17 protein-coding genes and 1 pseudogene are annotated in these 19,965 nt (G+C 70.4%); 8 read left to right on the forward strand and 10 right to left on the reverse strand.

Annotated features, from left to right (window positions below; genetic code table 11):
* The first annotated feature begins 129 nt into the window (after positions 1-129).
* Together ACYVKA_RS10005 and ACYVKA_RS10010 are read left to right on the forward strand one after the other, a co-directional pair.
* On the forward strand, positions 130-357 hold the full coding sequence (locus ACYVKA_RS10005) for an amphi-Trp domain-containing protein (protein ID WP_394276996.1): 228 nt from the start codon (positions 130-132) through the stop codon (positions 355-357).
* Positions 354-1,046 (forward strand): hypothetical protein, encoded by a 693-nt coding sequence (locus ACYVKA_RS10010; RefSeq protein WP_460705088.1) that lies wholly within the window; start codon positions 354-356, stop codon positions 1,044-1,046. The genes ACYVKA_RS10005 and ACYVKA_RS10010 overlap by 4 nt, the downstream gene beginning before the upstream one ends.
* 37 nt (positions 1,047-1,083) lie before the next feature.
* Here ACYVKA_RS10010 and ACYVKA_RS10015 read toward each other — a convergent pair whose 3' ends face one another.
* Together ACYVKA_RS10015 and ACYVKA_RS10020 are read right to left on the reverse strand one after the other, a co-directional pair.
* On the reverse strand, positions 1,084-1,881 hold the full coding sequence (locus tag ACYVKA_RS10015) for an HAD family hydrolase (protein ID WP_460705090.1): 798 nt from the start codon (positions 1,879-1,881) through the stop codon (positions 1,084-1,086).
* Positions 1,881-2,858: a hypothetical protein gene (locus ACYVKA_RS10020; protein WP_460705092.1), complete on the reverse strand. Its 978-nt coding sequence runs from the start codon at positions 2,856-2,858 to the stop codon at positions 1,881-1,883. Before ACYVKA_RS10020 ends, ACYVKA_RS10015 begins: the two co-directional genes overlap by 1 nt.
* Positions 2,859-3,173: 315 nt before the next feature.
* Here ACYVKA_RS10020 and ACYVKA_RS10025 point away from each other — a divergent pair.
* The 5 genes and pseudogenes from ACYVKA_RS10025 to ACYVKA_RS10045 form a co-directional block, all read left to right on the forward strand.
* A pseudogene (locus ACYVKA_RS10025) lies at positions 3,174-4,256 on the forward strand (AAA family ATPase); the annotation flags it as partial.
* Between the two features lie 3 nt (positions 4,257-4,259).
* Positions 4,260-5,333, forward strand: a complete 1,074-nt coding sequence (locus tag ACYVKA_RS10030) for a DUF58 domain-containing protein (RefSeq protein ID WP_460705094.1) — start codon at positions 4,260-4,262, stop codon at positions 5,331-5,333.
* A complete protein-coding gene (locus tag ACYVKA_RS10035; protein ID WP_460705096.1) occupies positions 5,330-6,307 on the forward strand; it encodes a VWA domain-containing protein in 978 nt (325 codons plus the stop codon). Before ACYVKA_RS10030 ends, ACYVKA_RS10035 begins: the two co-directional genes overlap by 4 nt.
* 14 nt (positions 6,308-6,321) lie before the next feature.
* Complete coding sequence (locus tag ACYVKA_RS10040; protein WP_394277002.1) at positions 6,322-7,290, forward strand: VWA domain-containing protein; 969 nt, start codon at positions 6,322-6,324, stop codon at positions 7,288-7,290.
* A gap of 64 nt (positions 7,291-7,354) precedes the next feature.
* Positions 7,355-8,059, forward strand: coding sequence for a YggS family pyridoxal phosphate-dependent enzyme (locus ACYVKA_RS10045; RefSeq protein ID WP_460705098.1), 705 nt, complete (start codon positions 7,355-7,357; stop codon positions 8,057-8,059).
* 76 nt (positions 8,060-8,135) lie between these two features.
* Here ACYVKA_RS10045 and ACYVKA_RS10050 read toward each other — a convergent pair whose 3' ends face one another.
* From ACYVKA_RS10050 to sepH, 8 genes are all read right to left on the reverse strand, one after another.
* Positions 8,136-10,061, reverse strand: a complete 1,926-nt coding sequence (locus ACYVKA_RS10050; protein ID WP_460705100.1) for a S9 family peptidase — start codon at positions 10,059-10,061, stop codon at positions 8,136-8,138.
* A gap of 190 nt (positions 10,062-10,251) precedes the next feature.
* Positions 10,252-11,670 (reverse strand): acyl-CoA carboxylase subunit beta, encoded by a 1,419-nt coding sequence (locus ACYVKA_RS10055; RefSeq protein ID WP_460705102.1) that lies wholly within the window; start codon positions 11,668-11,670, stop codon positions 10,252-10,254.
* A gap of 169 nt (positions 11,671-11,839) precedes the next feature.
* Complete coding sequence (locus ACYVKA_RS10060; protein ID WP_460705104.1) at positions 11,840-13,096, reverse strand: beta-ketoacyl-[acyl-carrier-protein] synthase family protein; 1,257 nt, start codon at positions 13,094-13,096, stop codon at positions 11,840-11,842.
* 110 nt (positions 13,097-13,206) lie between these two features.
* Positions 13,207-13,452, reverse strand: coding sequence for an acyl carrier protein (locus tag ACYVKA_RS10065; RefSeq protein WP_394277188.1), 246 nt, complete (start codon positions 13,450-13,452; stop codon positions 13,207-13,209).
* Positions 13,453-13,539: 87 nt separating this feature from the next.
* A complete protein-coding gene (locus ACYVKA_RS10070) occupies positions 13,540-14,532 on the reverse strand; it encodes a beta-ketoacyl-ACP synthase III (RefSeq protein ID WP_460705106.1) in 993 nt (330 codons plus the stop codon).
* Between the two features lies 1 nt (position 14,533).
* On the reverse strand, positions 14,534-15,754 hold the full coding sequence (locus tag ACYVKA_RS10075) for an acyltransferase domain-containing protein (RefSeq protein WP_460705108.1): 1,221 nt from the start codon (positions 15,752-15,754) through the stop codon (positions 14,534-14,536).
* A 178-nt stretch (positions 15,755-15,932) separates the two neighbouring features.
* Positions 15,933-17,048, reverse strand: coding sequence for a PucR family transcriptional regulator (locus ACYVKA_RS10080; RefSeq protein ID WP_460705232.1), 1,116 nt, complete (start codon positions 17,046-17,048; stop codon positions 15,933-15,935).
* 130 nt (positions 17,049-17,178) lie between these two features.
* On the reverse strand, positions 17,179-18,786 hold the full coding sequence (sepH, locus tag ACYVKA_RS10085; RefSeq protein ID WP_460705110.1) for a septation protein SepH: 1,608 nt from the start codon (positions 18,784-18,786) through the stop codon (positions 17,179-17,181).
* 128 nt (positions 18,787-18,914) lie between these two features.
* On the opposite strand from sepH, the gene hemH reads away from it, so the two are divergent.
* On the forward strand, positions 18,915-19,964 hold the full coding sequence (gene hemH / locus ACYVKA_RS10090) for a ferrochelatase (RefSeq protein WP_460705112.1): 1,050 nt from the start codon (positions 18,915-18,917) through the stop codon (positions 19,962-19,964).
* Position 19,965: the final 1 nt, after the last annotated feature.

Genomic DNA, 19,965 nt, shown 5'->3' on the forward strand with positions numbered 1-19,965 from the left:
TCCCTTGATTCCACGCGGAAACAAGCCTCTCCACCCGTGGTCGCCTGTTCCCGCAGCGTTCCATTGCGTCCACCATCGCCAGTCGCGCGACCCCTCGACATGCAGGCCATCGCCGGATTGGATGGTGCCATGGGAGACGAACTCTACGAACACGAGACCAAGCAGACGATGACCCGTGAGCAGGCCGCCGAGCGCCTGCGCGAGATTGCCGACGGGCTGTCCCGCCACAACGAGGTCCGGGTGCGCCACGGCGACCGGGACATGGTCTTGGCCGTCCCGTCGACGGTCCAGCTCGAGGTCGAGGTGGAGGTGGAACCCGGCAAGGAGTCCGAGCTCGAGATCTCTATCAGCTGGTGAGCACTATCGCGATTGGCCTCGACGACTTCCGCGCCCTGGCCCGCAGCGCCCCGTGGCTGTGGCGTTCCTTCACGGCCGTGGTCACTGCCGCTGGCGGCGACCCCGTCGATTTCGGGCGCGAGCCAATCCGCGTCACCACCAACCGTGACGGTGCCCTCGAGGCCACGCGTCTTGACGGGGAGGTACTGAAGAGCGAGCGCGCCACGCCGGGGGAGTGGCCAGATCGTGACGCCCTGCTGGCCGAGGCGACCCGTCGGCCCGACGGCCTGGTCACCCACCGCGTCGACAGCCCACCCGACCTGGACTGCGTCCTGATCCAGTCCTACCAATGGGTGGCCATCACCGACCCCCGGGAGCTCGTTGAGAGCGCGTGGTCCGGCGAAGCGAGCGACGCCCTCATCGAAGACCTGCGTGTCGAGGTCATCGATGGGCGGGAGACCTGGTGCGCCACGGTCACTCCCGCCCAGGACTACGACCCACGCTGCTCCTGCTGCGCCTTGATGACGGGCACGGTGAGCCTCGCCATTGACCAGATTGGTGACTGGGAGCACCGTGCTCGTGGGGCTTCGACGCGCTTCGCCGTCGGCCTCGACCGGCAGACGGGTGTCGTGAGCCACCTGCGCCACCTCGACGGGAAGACCGCCGGAGAGGGCTGGGACATTCGGATCGAGTCGGTCGCGCCGCACTGATTGTCCGGCCGTACTGGCAATCAGGACAGACCGGCCGTCAGGACAGGAAGCGCTCGATCTCCCGGCCCACACCCGAGTCGTCGTGGTGCCCGGCCCGCGGGAAACCGGCATCCACCAGCAGGGGGTGCGCGTCGGCCATCGCATAGCCGTGACCGACCGCGTGCAGCATCGCCAGGTCATTGGGCATGTCGCCGAAGGCCAGGGCGTGCTGCAGGTCGACGCCCAGCTCGGTGGCCAGGATTTGCAGTGTGTGTGCCTTGGTGACGCCCAGGGCCGAGACCTCCAGCAGCCCGATGGGCCCGCCGATCGACCAGGTGCAGGTGAGCCGTTCCTCGCAGACCTGCATCAGCACCTCGGCCAGTTCGTCGCTGGAGTGCACGGTGGAGCTGACCAGCAGCTTCACGAAGGGCTTGGCGGTGATGATCTCCTCCAGGCTTCCCACCAGCTCGGCCTCCACCAGGTCGCCGCGCAAAGGGCACTCCGGCTCACGGCCCCACCCGATGCCATATTCCACACCGAAGCTGATGTGATCGCAGCGACGGCGCATCTCCTGGGCCACCTCCAGACAGACCTCGGCAGGCACCGGGAAGGACTCCAGGATGGTCTCCTCGGCAAGGTCATAGACCACGGCGCCATTGCTGCTGATCACATAGGGGTGGGCGGAACGGATCGGATCCAGGCACTGCAACCAGCGCGCCGGGCGACCCGTCGCCACGACGAAGGGCACCCCCAGCTCGGCCAGGCGCAGCACCGCAGCCGCATTGGCCGGGCTCACCTGCTTGGCAGAGTCGAGGAAGGTGCCGTCCAGGTCACTGGCCACCAGCGAGGGAATCATCACAGCCTCCGGTTCGGTGTCGGTGTCCCGGCATCGCCCGAGGCGCTGCCCGAGGGCATCGGGGACTCCATGGACGGGCGGTCCGAGGGAGTGGTCGGCTGGGCACTGGCCGACCGGCTCGGATCGGGCGATCCACTGGCCGGGCTGGGCGAGGCCGAGCTCGGTGACGGAGAGCCGCTGCCCTGGCTCGGCGAGGCAGAACTGGGCGGGGCCGACGTGGGCGACTGGCTCGGGGGCGGCGACTGCGACTGGCTCTGGCTCGGCGGCGGCGAGGTCGGGATCGGCGGCGGTGGGGGAGCCGGCGGCTTGTTCTGGAAGAGCAACACGGCGATCAGCAGCGCCAGGGCGGCCAGCAGCACCATCAGCAGCCAGCTGACCGCGATCGACATCCATCCGGCGCGGTCATGGCGCCCCGGCCACGGAAGCGGCCAGGCCCGCCAAGGCCCGGGACGTGGCTCGTCGATCCAGTGCAGCCGGTAGTCGGGGCCCGAAGGGGTTCCCAGCGGCGCGGTGGAGGACAGGTCGACACAGCGCAAGAGCCGCACACCCTCCTCAACGGCGGCATCGCTGGCGTCATGGGCCAGGGCCACCCAGGGGGTCTGGATCGAGCCGTCCGGAGCTGCAGGAGCACTGGTGTCGCTGACGAAGCGATGGCCCAGGCGTCCCTCGTCCTGCCCCCGCCCGCCGCGGGCCACGACGGTGTCGATGTGCAGCTTGTTCACCTCACCGGCGAGCCGGTCGCGGCAGGCGGCGTCGTGGCCGGCGCCGTCAGAGAGCACCACCAGCATCACCTGGCGCTGAACGCCACGCGAGTCGGGACCGTGGGCCTGGTAGGCCACGCCGGGAGGGCCGGCCACCAGCCGCGCGTCGAGCCAGAAGTCGCCGATCCGGGGCGGATCGGTGGGCAGCAGTGGTGCCGCGAAGCGCCCGGTGGGAACCGGGTCCGACGGGTGCTGGTCTGGGGGCTGGATGGTCATCGGGTCCATCTCACCACACGCGGACAAGCATCGGCGGGCCGCTGGGCCGGGCGCGCCCACGCGCGTCGTGGCGGGGACGCAGCGCTGGGTGGGGGGAGGTATCGTGAAATCCGCGTGTGTTCGCACCCCGACGCACACCACCGCCGACCCCGTCGTGTGGACAGGCCGACCAGCCCAGGAGACAGTTACGTGAGCAGCACCCCCGAGTACGCCGCCGGCGAGCCCCAGACCCCTGCCGTCGAGGCTGGCCAGCCCGAGGCCGCCCCCGCGCAGGCAGCGGCCCAGCGGGCCGGCACGACCGAGGAGGTCGCCCGGGCCGCGCAGGTGCTCGGCGAGGCCATCGCCCAGGTGCAACGCGTGATCGTCGGCCAGGAGCACATGGTCGAACAGCTGATGGTGGGCCTGCTCGCCAAGGGCCACATCCTGCTCGAGGGCGTCCCCGGCGTCGCCAAGACCCTCGCGGTGCGCTCCTTCGCCACCGTCGTGGGCGGTGAGTTCGCCCGCGTGCAGTTCACACCGGACCTGGTGCCCTCCGACATCGTCGGCACCCGCATCTACTCGGCGTCCAAGGAGAGCTTCGACATCGAGCTCGGCCCCGTCTTCGTCAACTTCGTGCTCGCCGATGAGATCAACCGCGCCCCCGCCAAGGTGCAGTCCGCGATGCTCGAGCTGATGGCCGAGAAGCAGGTCTCCATCGGTGGCGTCACCTACCCGGCCAAGAAGCCCTTCAACGTGATCGCCACCCAGAACCCGGTGGAGTCAGAGGGCGTCTACCCGCTGCCCGAGGCCCAGCGTGACCGCTTCCTGCTCAAGGTGGACGTGCCCTACCCGAAGGGCGACGAGGAGCTGGAGATCCTGCGTCGCATGTCGGTGACCCCGCCCGAGCCGGTGCAGGTGCTCGACCCGCAGACCGTGCTCGAGCTGCAGGACCTGGCCAGCAATGTCTTCGTGCACAACCTCGTGGCGGAGTACATCGTCCGGTTGGTGCTGGCCACGCGCACCCCTGCAGACTTCGGCATGCCCGACCTCGCCAGCGTGATCGAGATCGGCTGCTCCCCGCGTGCCACCCTCGGCCTGGTCTCCGCCGCCCGAGCGCTTGCCCTGATCCACGGCCGCGACTACGTGCTCCCCACCGACGTGCAGGCCGTGGCCCGCGACGTGATGGCGCACCGCCTGGTGCTGGGATTCGACGCCGTGGCCGACAACATCGAGCCCGCCCAGGTCGTCGAGCGCATCCTGGCGATGGTGCCGCCGCCCACTCCGGTGTGGAACGAGCGGACCCCGGCCCAGCAGCCAGCCGCGCCCGTACAGCCGTCGCAGCCGCAGGATCTGGGCCAGTTCCCGCCGCCCCAGCAGCAGGCCCCGCAGCCTCCCGCCAATCCCTATGACCCCCGCTGACCCATGACCTCGACGCCCACCTTCCAGGCGCCGGGACCCGCCCAGCCCGGCCGTGACCGTCCCGACATCGGGGCGGCCGGCAGCGTGCTCGCCCCGCCCTCCGGTGCCACCCTGCCGCTGGGCAAACTGGCCCCCGAAGCGGCCCTGCGACGTCTCGAACTGACCATCGTGCGTCGCCTCGAGGGCTTCCTGCACGGCGACCACCTCGGCCTGCTGCCGGGACCGGGTGCCGACGCCCACGACGCCCGGCAGTACCAGCCCGGCCAGGACGACGTGCGCAAGATGGACTGGGCCGTCACCGCCCGCACGACCATCCCGCACGTGCGCGACACCATCGCCGATCGGGAACTGGAGGTGTGGGCGCTGCTCGACGTCACCCCGTCGATGAACTGGGGCACCGAGGGGGTCACCAAGCGTGACCTGGGCATCGCCGCGATCGCCACGATCGGCTTCCTGAGCCAGCGCATGGGTGACCGTTTCGGCGGCATGATCATGCGCCAGGACCAGGTCAAGCGGCTGCCGGCCAGCAGCGGGCGCACCGCCCTCTACGGGCTGCTGCGCAAGATGCTCGACGAACCGATCGTGCCCGACCGTGCCCCCGGTGGCATGACCCTGGCGGCCGGCATCGAACAGCTCGCCCGCACCCAGCGCCGTCGCGGCATGCGCGTGGTCGTCAGCGACTTCCTCACTCCCGGCGACGCCGAACTCGATCCTGAGGTCGAGCCGGAGTGGGAACGCGCCCTGCGACGCCTCGCGGTGCGCAACCAGGTGCTGTGCATCGAGGTGGTCGACTCCCACGAGATCACCTTTCCCGACGTAGGCGAACTGCTGATCCGCGACCCGGAGAGCGACTTCGCCCGCTACGTCAACACCTCCGATCCGGCCGCCCGCGCCAGGATGGACGCCGCAGCGGCCGCCCAGCGCGAGCGGACCCGGATCGCGATGCGCCGTGCCGGGGTCGGCCACATCCAGCTGCGCACCGACCGCGACTGGGTCGCCGACATCGCCCGCTTCGTGCTGAGCTACCGGCGCACCGCCGCGATCCTGCACCAGCCACCCCAGGGGGCCACGCGATGATGCTGCTGGTCTCGCTGCTGTCCTGGCCCGACTTCAAGCAGCCCGAGAGGCTGTGGTCGCTGGTGGTGCTACCACTGATGGTGATCGCCTACCTCTACCTGCTGCGCCGCAAGGGCCGCACCGGCATCCGCTACACGAACACGGCGGTGCTCTCCCGCGTGCTCCCGCGTCAGTCCCAGTGGCGCCGCCACCTGGCTGTCGCCATGAGCCTGTGCTCGCTGGTGGCGCTGGCCATGGCCTGGGCACGTCCGATGGGCCTGGAGAAGGTCCCTCGGGAACGCGCGACGGTCGTGGTGGTGATCGATTCCTCACAGTCGATGATGGCCGCCGACGTGAAGCCCAACCGGCTGGATGCAGCGAAGAAGGCCGCGAGCGACTTCATCGCCACCCTTCCCGAAGGCTTCAACGTCTCGGTCGTGGCCCTCAACGGCAACCCCTCGGTGCGGATGCCACCCAGCGTCGACCGCGCCGCCACCCAGCGCGCGATCGACGGCATCGAGCTGGCCGACGGTACCGCCATCGGTACCGCCATCGACGTCAGCCTCAATGCCATCAAGCAGGCCCCACCCGGTGACGGTGACAAGCCCGCCCCCGGCATGGTCGTGATGCTCTCCGACGGTGCCAGCACCGACGGCGCCGACCCGCGCACCGCCGCGGCCAAGGCCCGCACCGCCAAGGTGCCGGTGCACACCATCAGCTACGGCAAGTCCACCGGCTACGTCGACCTGGACGGCAAACGCGAGCGCGTGCCACCGGACCCGGCCGCGCTGAAGGAGATCAGCCGCATCACTGGCGGCAAGTCTTGGAGTGCCGACTCTGCCGACCAGCTGAAGGATGTCTACAAGGACGTCAAGACCCAGGTCGGCCACGAGGAGGTCCGCAAGGAGCGCACTGCCCAGTACGCCCTGTACGCGCTGGCCTTCGCCACCATCGCCGCGCTGGGCGCCGTCTCGATGGCTGCACGGTGGCCGTGATGAGGACCCTGTTGATGACCCCCACCCCGCTGCTGCTGGAGTTCATGCGCCCCGAACGCCTGTGGTTCCTGCTCATGGTGCCCGTGATCGGCCTGCTCTACGTCGCGCTGAACTCGCGCTTTCGCCCCACGCCGGGGCTGCGGCGCACCCGCCTGGACCTGGTCATCCCCAAGGACTCGGCCTGGAAGCGCCACGGCGCCGTCATCCTGGCCCTGGCCTCGCTGGCCTCGCTGGTGGTGGCCTGGGCGATGCCGAAGGCCTACACCGACGTGCCGCGCGACCGCGCCACCGTCGTGATCGCCATCGACGTCTCGCGTTCCATGGTCGCCACCGACGTGCAGCCCAACCGACTCGAGGCGGCCCAGGCCGCGGCCCAGGCCTTCACCCGGCAGCTGCCCGAGCGCTTCAACGTCTCCCTGGTCAGTTTCGCCGCCACCGCCCAAATCGTCGTGCCGCCCACCACCGACCGCGGAGCGGTGGACCGGGCCATCCAGAACCTGGAGGTGGCCCCGTCGACGGCCATCGGCGAGAGCATCTACACCTCGCTGGACGCCCTCAAGCTGGTGCCGCCGGACCCGAAGGCGCCCAAGGAGACCGCACCAGCCGCCATCGTGCTGCTCTCCGACGGCGCGACGAACATCGGCCGACCCTCGCTGGTGGCTGCCCAACAGGCCCGCAAGCAGTCGGTGCCGGTCTACACGATCGCCTACGGCACCGCGCACGGCTACGTGGTGGAGGGCGGGCAGCGCCAGCCGGTGCCGGTGAACCATGCCGAGCTGTCGGCCGTGGCCAAGGCCTCGGACGGCAAGAAGTTCGCGGCCGCCAGCCGCGACGAGCTGGAGGCCGTCTACCAGACCATCGCGCGGTCGGTCGGCTACGAGAAGGTGTACACCGAGGTCACCGACAAGTACGCGGGCCTGGCGCTGCTGCTGGCGGTGCTGGCCTCCCTGGGGGTCATCTCGCTGGGAGCACGCTGGCCCTGAGGCCGCCGGCCCGTGTCCCGGTCCTGGGTGGCGGGCACGGCTCCGCAGTGGTTGATTGGATGCCATGTCCAGCATCAGCCAGAACCTTGCCGCCGTCGAAGCCCGCATCGCCGAGGCCTGCGCCGCCGCCGGACGTGACGCGGCCAGCGTGCGCCTGCTCCCGGTGAGCAAGACCCACCCGATGGCGGCGATCCGCGAGGTCGCCAGCCACGGCTACACGCTCTTCGGCGAGAACAAGGTGCAGGAGTTCGTCGCCAAGGCATCCGAGGTGGCCGAGGGGGAGCAGGTGCGCTTCAGCATGATCGGGCACCTGCAGACCAACAAGGCCAAGCAGGTCGCCGAGCTGGCCAGTGAGTTCCAGTGCCTCGACTCGGCCAAGATCGCGATAGCACTCGACCGTCGCATGCGGGCTCTGGGACGTCGCCTGCCGGTGCTGATCCAGGTGAACTCGTCGGGCGAGCCGCAGAAGTCGGGCATCGCGCCCGAGGAGGTCGATGCCCTGGTCGCCGAGCTCGAGGCCTGTGATGGCCTTGATGTCCGCGGCCTGATGACCGTCGCGGTCAAGGGCCCCGACGACCAGGTGGCCGCCTGCTTCGAGCGGATGACCGCCCTGCAGGAGCGCCTGCGCCAGGACCAGGCACTGGGCTCGTCCTGGGACGAACTGAGCATGGGCATGTCGGGGGACCTCGCCCTGGCGATTGCCCACGGCTCGACCTGTGTGCGCGTGGGCACCGACATCTTCGGCGCCCGCGACTACTCCCGGGCCTGAGCCGGCTTCCGTCCCTACGCGCCGGGGGCGCCCATGCACTGGCATGGGCGCCCCCGGCGCGTGAGGCGGGTGGACCTCAGAGGTTTTCGACCTCCAGCACCGGCACCTGGTCTGCCGGCTCGAAGTCGAAGAGCTGGCTGAGGAAGCTCAGCTGGGCCTCGACCACGGCCCGTCGGGTCTCCTGCCTGCGGAAGCCGTGGCCCTCTGACTCGAACATCTTGATCGCCACCGGGAGCTTCTTGGCCCGCACGGCCTCGGCCATCGACTCGGCCTGGCTCGGAGGCACCACCTTGTCGTCGAGCCCCTGCAGGATCAGCATCGGGCTGGACAGCTGCTCGACGTGGTGGATGGGGGAACGCTCCTCGTAGACGGCCTTCGCCTCGGGATAGGGGCCGACCAGCTTGTACGGGTAGCGGGACTCGAACTTGTGGGTGTCACCCACCAGGGTCTCCAGGTCGCCGATGCCGTAGCGGCTCATCCCGGCGGCGAAGACATCGGAGCTGACCAGCGCCTGCAGGGTGGTGTAGCCGCCGGCCGAGCCACCCTGGATCACGACGCGCTCGGGATCGGCCAGCCCATGCCCGGCCACCTCCTTGACCGCGTCGACGCAGTCGTCGACATCGGCGATGCCCCAGTTGCCGTGGAGGCGGTTGCGATAGTCGCGGCCGAAGCCGGACGAGCCGGAGTAGTTGACGTCCAGCACCGCGATGCCGCGACTGGTCCAGAACTGGAAGTCGGTGCGGAAGGTGCCTGGCGCCATGGCCGTCGGCCCGCCGTGGGTGTTGACGATCGTGATCGGCGCCTCACCCTCGCGCAACTCGGCATCGGGGCTGGTGGGCGGGTAGTAGAAGGCCTGGCTGCGTCCGTGACGGCCCTCGAACCAGATCGACTCGGGCACCGAGACCCACGCGGGGTCGGGCTGCTCCCCGCCGGGACGCACGGTGGTCAGCGCCGGCTGGGCCAGGCGGGCAGCGCCCACCTCGAGGCGGGCGATCTCGTCCGGCCGGTCGGCATGCGCGGCCACCAGGAAGATCCCGGCCTCTCCGGCGGCGATGGCGTCCACGTCGGCGACCGGGTCAATGATCTCGGTGATGTCCCCGCTGGGCACGTCGACCAGCCCCACGCGCGCGCCGGCATCGGCATACCAGCGCATCACCAGAGTGCGTTCGTCGAGCACCGCGTACTCGGCATTTCCCAGCACCCACAGCGGACGGCAGAAGTCGTGCGGTTCATCGAGGATCGAGCGGGTGGTGGGTCCGTCGAAGACCCACGGGTTCCAGTAGCCGGACTCGTCACTCAGGAAGTACAGCGAGCCGTCCGGCCCCCACTTGGGGTGCACCGCAGAGACGTCGTGGCCGCCGGCGATGACGGTGACTGCTTCGATCCCGTCGTCGCTGAGCTGGCCGATCTTGAGCAGGGTGCCATCCCACGGCATGTCCGGGTGGTTCCATTCGACCCAGGCCAGGCGACCGAAGGGGGAGACCTCTGGGTGGGCGTAGAAGTCGGCGCCCTGGCAGAGCACCCTGCCGCCGTCAGCGTTCTCGTCATCGACCGACAGGGCGACGATCGTGGTGACGGCCTCGCCCTCACCGCGGTGGTCCTCGCGCACCGCTACGACCTGGCGACGCGCCGCGTCCACGCGCAGCCCGCCGAAGCGCAGGTCCCGATTGGCAGGAGAGATGCGGCGGGGCCGGCCGTCGATGCGGGCGTGCACTGCGCCGTCGGTGTCATCACACCAGGCGACGATCCCGTCCTGGGCGTGCCAGACGCCGCCGCCGTACTCCTGCGCACGGGAGCGCAGGGCGGCCGGGGCAGGGGTCACCTCGACGCCATCGAGCACGAGCGTCTGGCGGCCGTCCTCCTCGGGCCTGGACTCGAGCCATCCCACCTGGTCATGGTCGACCTCGACCGCGGCAAGGGAGACGCCGGAGGCAAGCATGGCGTCAATGGTCACCGGAGACGTCCAGCTACCGCTGGGCAGGGGCGTGCGCGCATGGGTCATGCGCGTGAGCCTAGCGGCTCGCGGGACGACCGCTGGACAACAGGGGCACAGAGATGACGGCGGATCCTTGGACAGAGCGCCGGGAACCCGTCGTCATGCTCCTGGGACCTGCTTGCAGGGTCACAGCGGGATGCTCCTGGGACCTGCTTGCAGGGTCACAGCGGGATGCTCCTGGGACCTGCTTGCAGGGTCACAGCGGGATATTCGTGTGCTGCCCGCGCTCTCCCTTGTCCGCCTCGCGGATGGCGGCCGCCAGCTCGGAGCGGGTGGCCGAGGGCTCGATGACCTCGTCCACGACGCCGATCTCGACGGCCTTGTCGACGCCGCCGGCGATCTTCTCGTGCTCAGCGGCCAGTTCCAGCTCCACCTGAGCGCGGGAGTCGGTGGGCACCTCGGCCAGCTTGCGGCGGTGCAGGATGCGGATCGCGGCGACGGCCCCCATGACGGCCACCTCGGCACCGGGCCAGGCGAAGACCTTGGTGGCGCCCAGCGAGCGGGAGTTCATGGCGATGTAGGCGCCGCCGTAGGTCTTACGGGTCACCAGGGTGACGCAGGGCACGACGGCCTCACTGAAGGCGTGCAGCAGCTTGGCGCCGCGGCGCACCACACCGTCCCATTCCTGGCCGACGCCGGGCAGGTAGCCGGGAACGTCCACCAGGACGACGATCGGCACGCCGAAGGCGTCGCACATCCGCACGAAGCGGGCCGCCTTCTCGGCGCTGAAGGAGTCGAGGCAGCCGCCCAGCCGCATCGGGTTGTTGGCCACGACGCCGACGGTGCGCCCGGCCATGCGGCCCAGCGCGACGACCACATTCGGGGCCCACTTGGCGTGCAGCTCCACCACGGTGCCCTCGTCAAGGATGCCTTCCACCAGCGGGTGCACGTCATAGGCGCGCTTCTTGCTCTCGGGCAGCAGGGTGGACAGGTCGGTGTCGGCGACCTCCTCGGCCACGACCCCCTGGTTGGCCAGCAGCGCCACCAGGTCGCGGGCGCGCTGCAGGGCGTCGGCCTCGTCGTCGGCGGCGACGTGCACCACGCCGGAGCGGCGGCCGTGGACGTCGGGTCCGCCCAGTCGGGCCATGTCCACGTTCTCGCCCGTGACCGAGCGCACCACCTCGGGGCCAGTGACGAAGATGCGGCCCTCGGGAGCGAGGATGACGATGTCGGTGAGGGCGGGGCCGTAGGCGGCGCCGCCGGCGGCCGGGCCGAGGACGATGGAGATCTGCGGGATCTTGCCGCTGGCGGCGGTCATCGCATTGAAGATGCGACCCACGGCGTGCAGGGAGAGGACGCCCTCGGCGAGGCGGGCGCCGCCAGAGTGCCAGATGCCCAGGATCGGGATGCGGTCGTTCATGGCGCGCTCATGGGCCTTGACGGCCACCTCGCAGCCGTCGACGCCCATGGCGCCGCCCATCACGGTGGCGTCGCTGCAGAAGGCGACGGTGCGGTTGCCGTCGATGGTGCCGATGCCGGCGAGCATGCCCGAGTCGTCGTCGGGGCCGAGCAGCTCCAGGCTGCCCTCGTCGAAGAGGGCGGCGAGCCGGGTGTTGGGATTGCGGGGGTCGAGTACGCGGGGCAGCTTCTGCTTCTTCTGGGCGGTCTCAGCCATGACTGGCTCCTTCGTCGGGGTGGTGGTACTGCGGTGTCACGGCACGGCGGGGCCGGCCCTGGGGGCGTGCACGGTGGGTGGGGCCGACGGGCCGGGGCTCTCGGGGGAGAGCTTCCCGGCCCGTCGGGGATCCTCGTAGGGGCAGGACAGCCCTACGAGACTGTGGGCATCAGCGGGACTGGTGCTGGTTGGTGACGGCGATGGCGACGTTGTGGCCACCGAAGCCGAAGGAGTTGTTCAGCGCTGCCAGGTCGCCCTCGGGCAGCTGGCGGTTGCTGGTGGCCACGTCGATGGGCAGCCCGGGTTCCAGCTCATCGATGTTGATCGTGCCGGGCACGATGCGGGTGTTGAGCGCCATGACGGTGGCGAAGGTCTCGATGGCGCCGGCGCCGCCGAGCAGGTGCCCGGTCATCGACTTGGTGGAGGTGACCACGACGTCGTCGGTGGCCTCGCCCAGCGCGGTGCGGATCGAGTTGGCCTCGGTGACGTCGCCCTTGGGGGTGGAGGTTCCGTGGGCATTGACGTGCTTGATGTCGCTGGTCTGGAGGCCGGCCTCCTTGAGGGCGCGCAGCATGGCTGAGGACTGGCCGCGGCCCGACGGGTCGGGCTCGACGATGTCGTGGTTGTCGGCGCTGATGCCGGCCCCGGCCAGGGTGCCGTAGATCTTCGCGCCGCGGGCCTGGGCGTGCTCGAGGCTCTCGATGACCATGCTGACCGAGCCTTCGCCCATCACGAAGCCGTCACGGCCGGTGTCCCAGGGGCGGCTGGCGGCTGCGGGGTCGTCATTGCGGCGGCTGAGCGCCTGCATCTGGGCGAAGGCGTTGATGGGCAGGGGGTGGATGACGGCCTCGGTGCCGCCGGCCAGGACGATGTCGGCGCGGCCCAGGCGGATCATGTCGATTGCCAGGCTGATCGCTTCGTTGGACGAGGCGCAGGCGCTGACGGGGGTGTGGATGCCGGCGCGGGCGCCGATCCTGAGGCCGATGTTGGCGGCCGGGGCGTTGCTGATCAGCATCGGGATGGTGAACGGGCTGACGCGGCGAAGGCCCTTGTCCTTCTGCACGTCCCACTGGTCGAGCAGCGAGTTCAGACCGCCGATGCCGCTGGCGACGCTGACGCCGATACGGTTCTCGTCGAGGGAGTCGTCGGGCTCGCCGAAGGTGAAGCCGGCATCGGTCCAGGCCTCCTCGGCGGAGGCCAGGGCCAGCTGGGTGGAGCGGTCGAGACGGCGGGCCTGCACGCGGGGCAGCTTGTCTGCCGGGTCGCTGATGGCCTGGGCGGCGAAGGTGACGGGCAGCTCGGCGGCCCAGTCCTGCTCCAGGGTGCGGGCGCCGCTGACCCCGTCGAGCATCGCGCCCCAGGTGGCCGCAGCATCGGCGCCCAGCGGGGTGAAGGCGCCGAATCCGGTGATGACAACGGTGGTCATGTGGTCTCCAAGAGGGTGGTGTGTCGGGGGAGGCACCCGGCGGGGGGAGGCTTTGCCTCAACCCCGCCGGGCGCGTCCGGGTGGTACTTGGCGGTTGCCAGGTGCCCGGGTCAGGCCTGGGCGCGCTCGACGAAGGCGACGGCGTCGCCCACGGTCTTGAGGTTCTTGGCGTCCTCGTCGGGGATGGAGACGCCGAACTTCTCCTCGCAGGCGTAGATGATCTCGACCATGCTCAGGGAGTCGACGTCGAGGTCGTCGGTGAAGGACTTGTCGAGCTGGACGTCCTCGACTGCGACGCCGGCGACGTCGTTGACGATCTCGGCGAGGTCGGAGCGGATCTCTTCGGTGCTGGCCATGGTGGCCTCCTGTTTCTGTGTTGTCCTGCTGATGGGGTTCACGGCTCTGGCACTGGTGCCAGACCCGGGTTCTTGGGGGGGTGGCCGTCAGGGAAGCGTGACGACCTGTCCGGCATAGGCGAGGCCTCCGCCGAAGCCGATGAGCAGCGCCTGCTGGCCGCTGGTGGCCTTGCCGCTGGACAGCAGCTCATCCATGGCCAGCGGGATGCTGGCGGCCGAGGTGTTGCCGGAGTTGCGGATGTCGCGCGCCACGACGACGTCCTCGGGGAGCTTGAGGTGGCGCAGGATCGAGTCGGTGATGCGGTTGTTGGCCTGGTGCGGGATGAAGACGTCGAGCTCCTCGGGCGCCAGGCCGGAGGCCTCCAGCACCTCGCGCGCGCGGTCGCTGATGAAGGTGGTGGCCCAGCGGAAGACCTTGGTGCCCTCCATCCGGATGTACGGGTGGGGCTGGCCTTCGGCCAGGGACCGGGAGTCGTCGATGGTCAGCACGTCGGCCTGGCTGGCGTCCGATCCCCACACGACCGGGCTCATCGCCGGCACCTCGGAGGGGCCGACGACGCAGGCGCCGGCACCATCGCCGAAGAGGAAGGCAGTGCCGCGGTCTGAGCTGTCCAGCAGGCGGCTGAGGATCTCGACCCCCACCACGAGAACGTGGGTGGCTCCACCGGTGCGCACCAGGCTGTCGGCCAGCGACAGCCCCTTGCAGAAGCCGGCACAGGCTGCGGTCACGTCGAAGGCTGCGGCCCCCTGGATGCCAAGCTCGGCGGCGACCTCACAGGCCACCGACGGCATGGAGCGGGTGCCGCTGATGGTCGCCACGATGATGGCGTCCACCTGGTCCAGGGAGAGCCCGGCACGCTCGACGGCCACCCGGGAGGCGTCCGCGGCCATGCCAACCACCGTCTGGTCCTGGGAGGCCCAGCGACGCTCGACGATGCCGGTGCGCTGCTGGATCCACTCGTCGGAGGAGTCGATCATGGTGCACATCTCGGCATTGTCGACGACCCGCTCGCCGCGGCAGGAGCCCACCGACAGGATGCGGGCGTGTGGTGCCCCGGCGGCGCTGGTGAGCATGGCCATGTCAGTTGGCGTCCAGTGCGGTGCGGGAACCGCGCTCGGGGGTGGGGTGCAGGCGCAGCAGGGGCTGGCCGGGCGAGACGGGGTCACCCTGCTCGACGAGCCACTCGACGACCTGGCCGCCGTGCTCGGCGGGGACGGTGACGCTGCCGCGCAGGTTGCTCACGCTGCCGATGATCTGGCCGCGCTCGAGGCGATGGCCCTCGTCGAGGCCCTCCGCGCGGACGAAGGAGCCCTTGCCGGGGGAGACGACCAAGCGCCAGGTGGGCGTGGTGGTCAGGTCGGCCGGCGTCTCGCCGTCGGAGTGGTTGGCGATGAAGGTGCGGGCCTCGTCGAGCTGGCCGGGGGTGTTCAGGTTGAACAGTTCGACGCCCTTGAGGTTGCGCTTGGCGATGCCGGTCAGGGTGCCGGCGGGCTGCAGTTCGAGCAGGCCGGTGACGCCGAGGTCGGCCATGGTCTGCATGCACAGGTCCCAGCGCACCGGGCTGGCGACCTGGTCGACCAGGCGGTTGAGGTACTCGCGGCCGCTGGGCACCACCTGGCCGTCGCGGTTGCTGAGCAGCCGCACGCGGGGGTCGCGGGTGTAGACGGCGGCCGAGAGGCGGCGCAGGTGGTCGACGGCGGGCTCCATGTGCACGGTGTGGAAAGCGCCGGCCACGGACAGCGGGATCAGGCGGGTGCGGGGCGGCAGGGCGTCCTTGAGCTGGTCGAGCTGCTCGACGGTGCCGGCGGCGACGATCTGGCCGGAGCCGTTGTTGTTGGCGGGGGTGAGTTCACAGCTGTCGATGGCGGCAAGCACTGCCTCGCGGTCACCGCCGATGACGGCGCTCATCGAGGTGGGGCGCACGGCAGAGGCCTCGGCCATCGCCTTGCCCCGCTCGCGCACCAGCACCATGGCGGACTCTGCGCTCATCACTCCGACGGCGGCGGCAGCGGTGATCTCGCCGACGCTGTGGCCGGCGACGACGCCGATCCGGCCATAGGCCTCCGACGGCTTGGCGAACAGCTCCAGCGCCGTCACCAGGCCCGCGGCGACCAGCAGCGGCTGGGCGACGGCCGTGTCCCGGATGGTCTCGGCATCCGACGTGGTGCCGTACTGGGCCAGGTCGAGGCCGCTGACGGCGCTCAGCCAGCCCAGGCGAGCCGCGAAGCTGTCCAGCTCAAGCCAGGGAGCGAGGAATCCGGGGGTCTGGGCACCTTGGCCCGGGGCGACGATTGCAAGCACAAGTCCACTGTGACGCTTCGCTGAAAGATTCGCCCGGCTCGTTTCGACGAAAAGCGGCGGACCATTGTTGTGGGAACTCCACAAAGTCAGTGATCACGTTCTCCGCGGGATCCGTGCCGGGCTTGTGGAGGGCGCTGAACCACAACCGTGTGCTTTGTGGGCCCTCACACGAGCGGGCTCAGGAAACCTGTCCGGAGAGCCGGCCCAAGGTGATGGCAAGCCGAAGCACATAGGCGTCGCGGGAGTCGCTGGGGGAGTAGCCGGTGACGTCCTGGATCCGTTTGATCCGGTAGCGCACCGTGTTGGCGTGGACGAACAGGTGGCGGGCGGTTGCCTCCACGGAACACCCGTGGTCGAGGAATCCGACGCAGGTCTCCAGCAGGTCGCCCCCCGCCTCGGCCAGCGGCAGGTAGACCTCACGGGCCAGCTCGCGTCGGGCATGACCGTCGCCGGCCAGCACCCGCTCGGGCAGCAGCTCCGCGGCGGGCAGTGCCCGGGCACCCTCCGGCCAGGCATCGGCGGCGCGCCATCCGCTGGTGGCGGCACGCGCGGAACGAGGAGCCTCCACCAGGTCCTCCACGAGGGGGCCGACCACCACGTGCCCCGCGCCGAAGTAGCCGGCGAGCTGGTCGACCAGGTCTATGGCCTCGGACTCCTCGTTCACCTGGGAACTGCTGGCCACCACCACGGTGCGTTCCCCCTGCACCGAGGCGAGCACGTCAACGCCCAGCCTGCGGGCCTGGCGTCGCAGGTGCTCGATGGCGTCTGCATCACTCTCGTGGGTGCGCCCGACCACGACGAAGACCTTGTGCCCCGAAGTCCAGCCCAGGGTGGAGGCCCGCGAGACCATCGACTCGTCGGCCTCGGCCCGCACCACGGCATCGACCACCAGGGCCTCCATCCGGGCATCCCAGGCGCCACGCACCTCGGCCGCACGGGCATAGACCTCCGCCGCGCCGAAAGCGACCTCCCGCGAGTAGTGGACGATGGCATTCTGCAGCACGGCCCGGTCACCGCGCGGGGCGAGCAGCTGGACCTGCTCCTCGACGACGCTGATGGTGGTTCGCATCAGGTCCACGGTCTGGTGCAGGCTGATCTGCCGGGCCAGGGCCCGGGGTGCGGAGGCGAAGACGGTCGCCGGCTCGAAGGGCACGTCGGGATCATCGGCCACCCAGCGCACGAAGCCGTCGATGCCCTGCCGGGCGACGATCGTGATCCAGGAACGATGCTCGGCGTCCAGCTCACCGAACCAGGGATGACGCTGGTCCATCGCCTCCAGGGTTGCAGTGGTCATCTTCGAGGTGGTCGCCTCGAGCCTGGACACCAGCGCGCGCCGGGCGCGGTCGGAGGGGACCAGGGCCCGCCCCGTGCCGGGAGCGGGCGGCGGCAGGGCGGAGTTGCGCGAACGCGGTGCCATTGGCGCCTCAGTCGGTCTTCTTCGTGGGTCCACCGAACATGATCTCGTCCCAGCTGGGCACCGAGGCGCGCTTCTTGCCGGGTCGCGGCTTGCGCGGGGTCGGGGCCTTGGGCTGCGCGTTCTCCTGGGTGCCATCCGTGGGGACCTCGACGGTCTCCTGGGTGGTCACGGTGACCGCACGCGACTCCACCACCGTGACGCTGACCCGTTGCGACGCGGCCTCGTCGGCGAGCTGCTCTGCCTCCTGCGAGGGCTGCACCGGCTCGGGCACCTGCGCCCTGGGGGCCATGGCTTCGGGCGAAGTGACGGTCCCCTCGGTGGTCACCACCGGACCGGTGGTGGGCTGCTCCGCGGGCGTCGCCTCGCCCGCGGCTGGGGCGGTCTCCACGGAGTGCTCGTCCTGTTGCATCTGCTCGGCCAGGGCCGCGGCAGGCTGCGTGGTGGCGGGCTCGGCCTGGGCAGCTCGGGCCTGGGCGGCCTCGGCCTGCTCGCGGGACCGCTGCTGGTAGGCCAGGGTCCTCGCCTGGTCGAGCGAGACGGTGCTGGACTGGCTCTCGGCAAGGGTCTCCTCGCGCTGGTCTAGGTCGACGGCACGCACGGGGGCGTCGAGGTGCGGCTGGTCCTCGGTGCGGAACTGGGGCGCCTCCTCCAGCGAGATCGGCTCCTCACGCTCCACCACCGCCGGGGCCGGCTCGGGGTGCAGCTGCCGCACCACGGAAGGCTGCTCCTCCTCGAGATCCTCGTCCAGACCCTCGTCCCCGGCAGGCTCCTGGGTGACCGGGTTGGCCAGGCCCGCGTAGATGTTCACCGAGTCCTCGGCGAATGAGCTGAGCATCTCGTAGAGCACGTCCATGTCGGAGGTGTTCTTCGGCACGAAGTCGTAGAGGCCGTCGACCTCCTGGAACTCCGCGGGGGAGTAGTCCTCCGGCTCCTCGTCCTCGATGGCATCGGGAGTGACGGCTTCGGGAGTGACGGCTTCGGGCGTGACGGCTTCACTCCCGGTGTGCTGCGGGGTGGGCTCGGCCGGGCGAGGTGCCTCGGGCTGGAGCTGGGTCAGGGCCTGCACCTCGGAGGCAGCCTGGCGGGTGCGGCGGTCCTGCAGGGCGCGCACGATCGCCAGCTCGTCATCGAGGTTGACGGTGGGTTCGGCATCGCTGCCGGCAGCCTCCGGGGCGGACAGGGTGCGTGACTGCTCCGGCACGGCCTCACCGATCAGCTCGCGGGCCCGGTCGTTGACGGCGACGCTGAAGCGGGCACGCTGGTCGAAGACGAACAGTGCCTCGTGCCGGATTCCGTCGTTCTGGTAGCGCCCCACGACCGTCCAGCGACGATCCTCGTTGCGCCACGCGTCCCAGTCCAGGTCGTCCACCGACAGGCCGGTGCCGTGCAGCTTCTCGCCGAGCACCGCCCGCATCGCCCGCACCGAACCGGTCTCGCCGCGGCGCCGCACCGGGCACTGCAGGGCGGTGCCCGCGACGTGCTCCCGCTCGGCCAGAACCGGGGCGGCGAAGGGTTCCACCTTCTCCACCGGCAGCTCCGCCTCGCGCGCCACGTCCTCGAGCGAGGCTCCTGACCGGATGCGGGTCTGGATCTCGCGAGGGCTGAGGCTGCTCATCTGTTACTCCATGCGGCTGGTCGGGGCGGACTCGTGCACCCCCCAACCTATCGCGCAAGCGCCCCGCTGTGTGAGGCACCGCGCCCGGTCCGGGAGAACTGTCGGTGGCGTCTGAGAGGATTCAGGGCATGAGCACCACGGACCAGACCCATCCCCTGCACCCCTTCGACGCAATCCTGCTCGTCTCCTTCGGCGGGCCGGAGAAGCCCGACGAGGTGGTCGACTTCCTGGTCAATGTGACCAAGGGCTCGGGGATCCCGCGTGAACGACTGGCACAGGTGGGCGAGCACTACTACCTCTTTGGTGGTCGCAGCCCCATCAACGACCAGAACAAGGCGCTGATGGCGGCACTGGAAGGAGAGCTGGCCACCCGCGGCGCCGAGCTGCCCATCGCCTGGGGCAATCGCAACTGGTACCCCTTCATCGACGAGGCCCTACAGGACCTGGCCTCTGGCGGGCACCGTCGCATCCTGGTCCTCACCACCAGTGCGTACCCCTCCTACTCGGGCTGCCGCAGCTACCGTGAGTCCCTGGCCGAGGGCCTGGAGAGCACCGGGGTGGAGCTCGAGCTGGTGCGGATCGGCAACTACGGACTGGACGAGGGCTTCGTCGAGGCCAACGCCCAGGCCGTCCAGCAATCCCTGGTGCAGCAGCCCGGCTCCCGACTGGTCTTCGTGACGCACTCGATCCCCACCGACATGGACGAGAGGTCCGGCCCGGTCGATGCCAGGGGTGCCTACACGCGCTGGCACCAGGAGGTGGCTGCGCGAGTCGCCGGGCGGGTGGGGGCCGAGGACTTCGACCTTGTCTTCTGCTCGCGGTCGGGCCGCCCGGGCCAGCCGTGGCTGGAACCCGACGTGAACGACCACCTGGAATCCTTGGCCAGCCAGGGGGTGGACCGTGTGGTGCTGTCCCCGATCGGTTTCGTCTCCGACCACATGGAAGTGATCTACGACCTCGACACACAGGCCCGTGAGACCTGTGAGCGGCTGGGGATCGCCATGGTGCGTGCGGCGACCGCCGGTATCGACCCATCCTTCGTCACCGCCCTGGTCGACCGGATGGTGGCGCGCGCCCAGCAGGTGCGCCAGGGCGACGTGCTGGGCGCGCCCGACGGCTGCGGTGGCGCCGGCTGTTGCCCCAATGCCCGTCGGCCCGAAACCGCGGCGGTCGACTGAC

Source organism: Luteococcus sediminum (assembly GCF_054783495.1).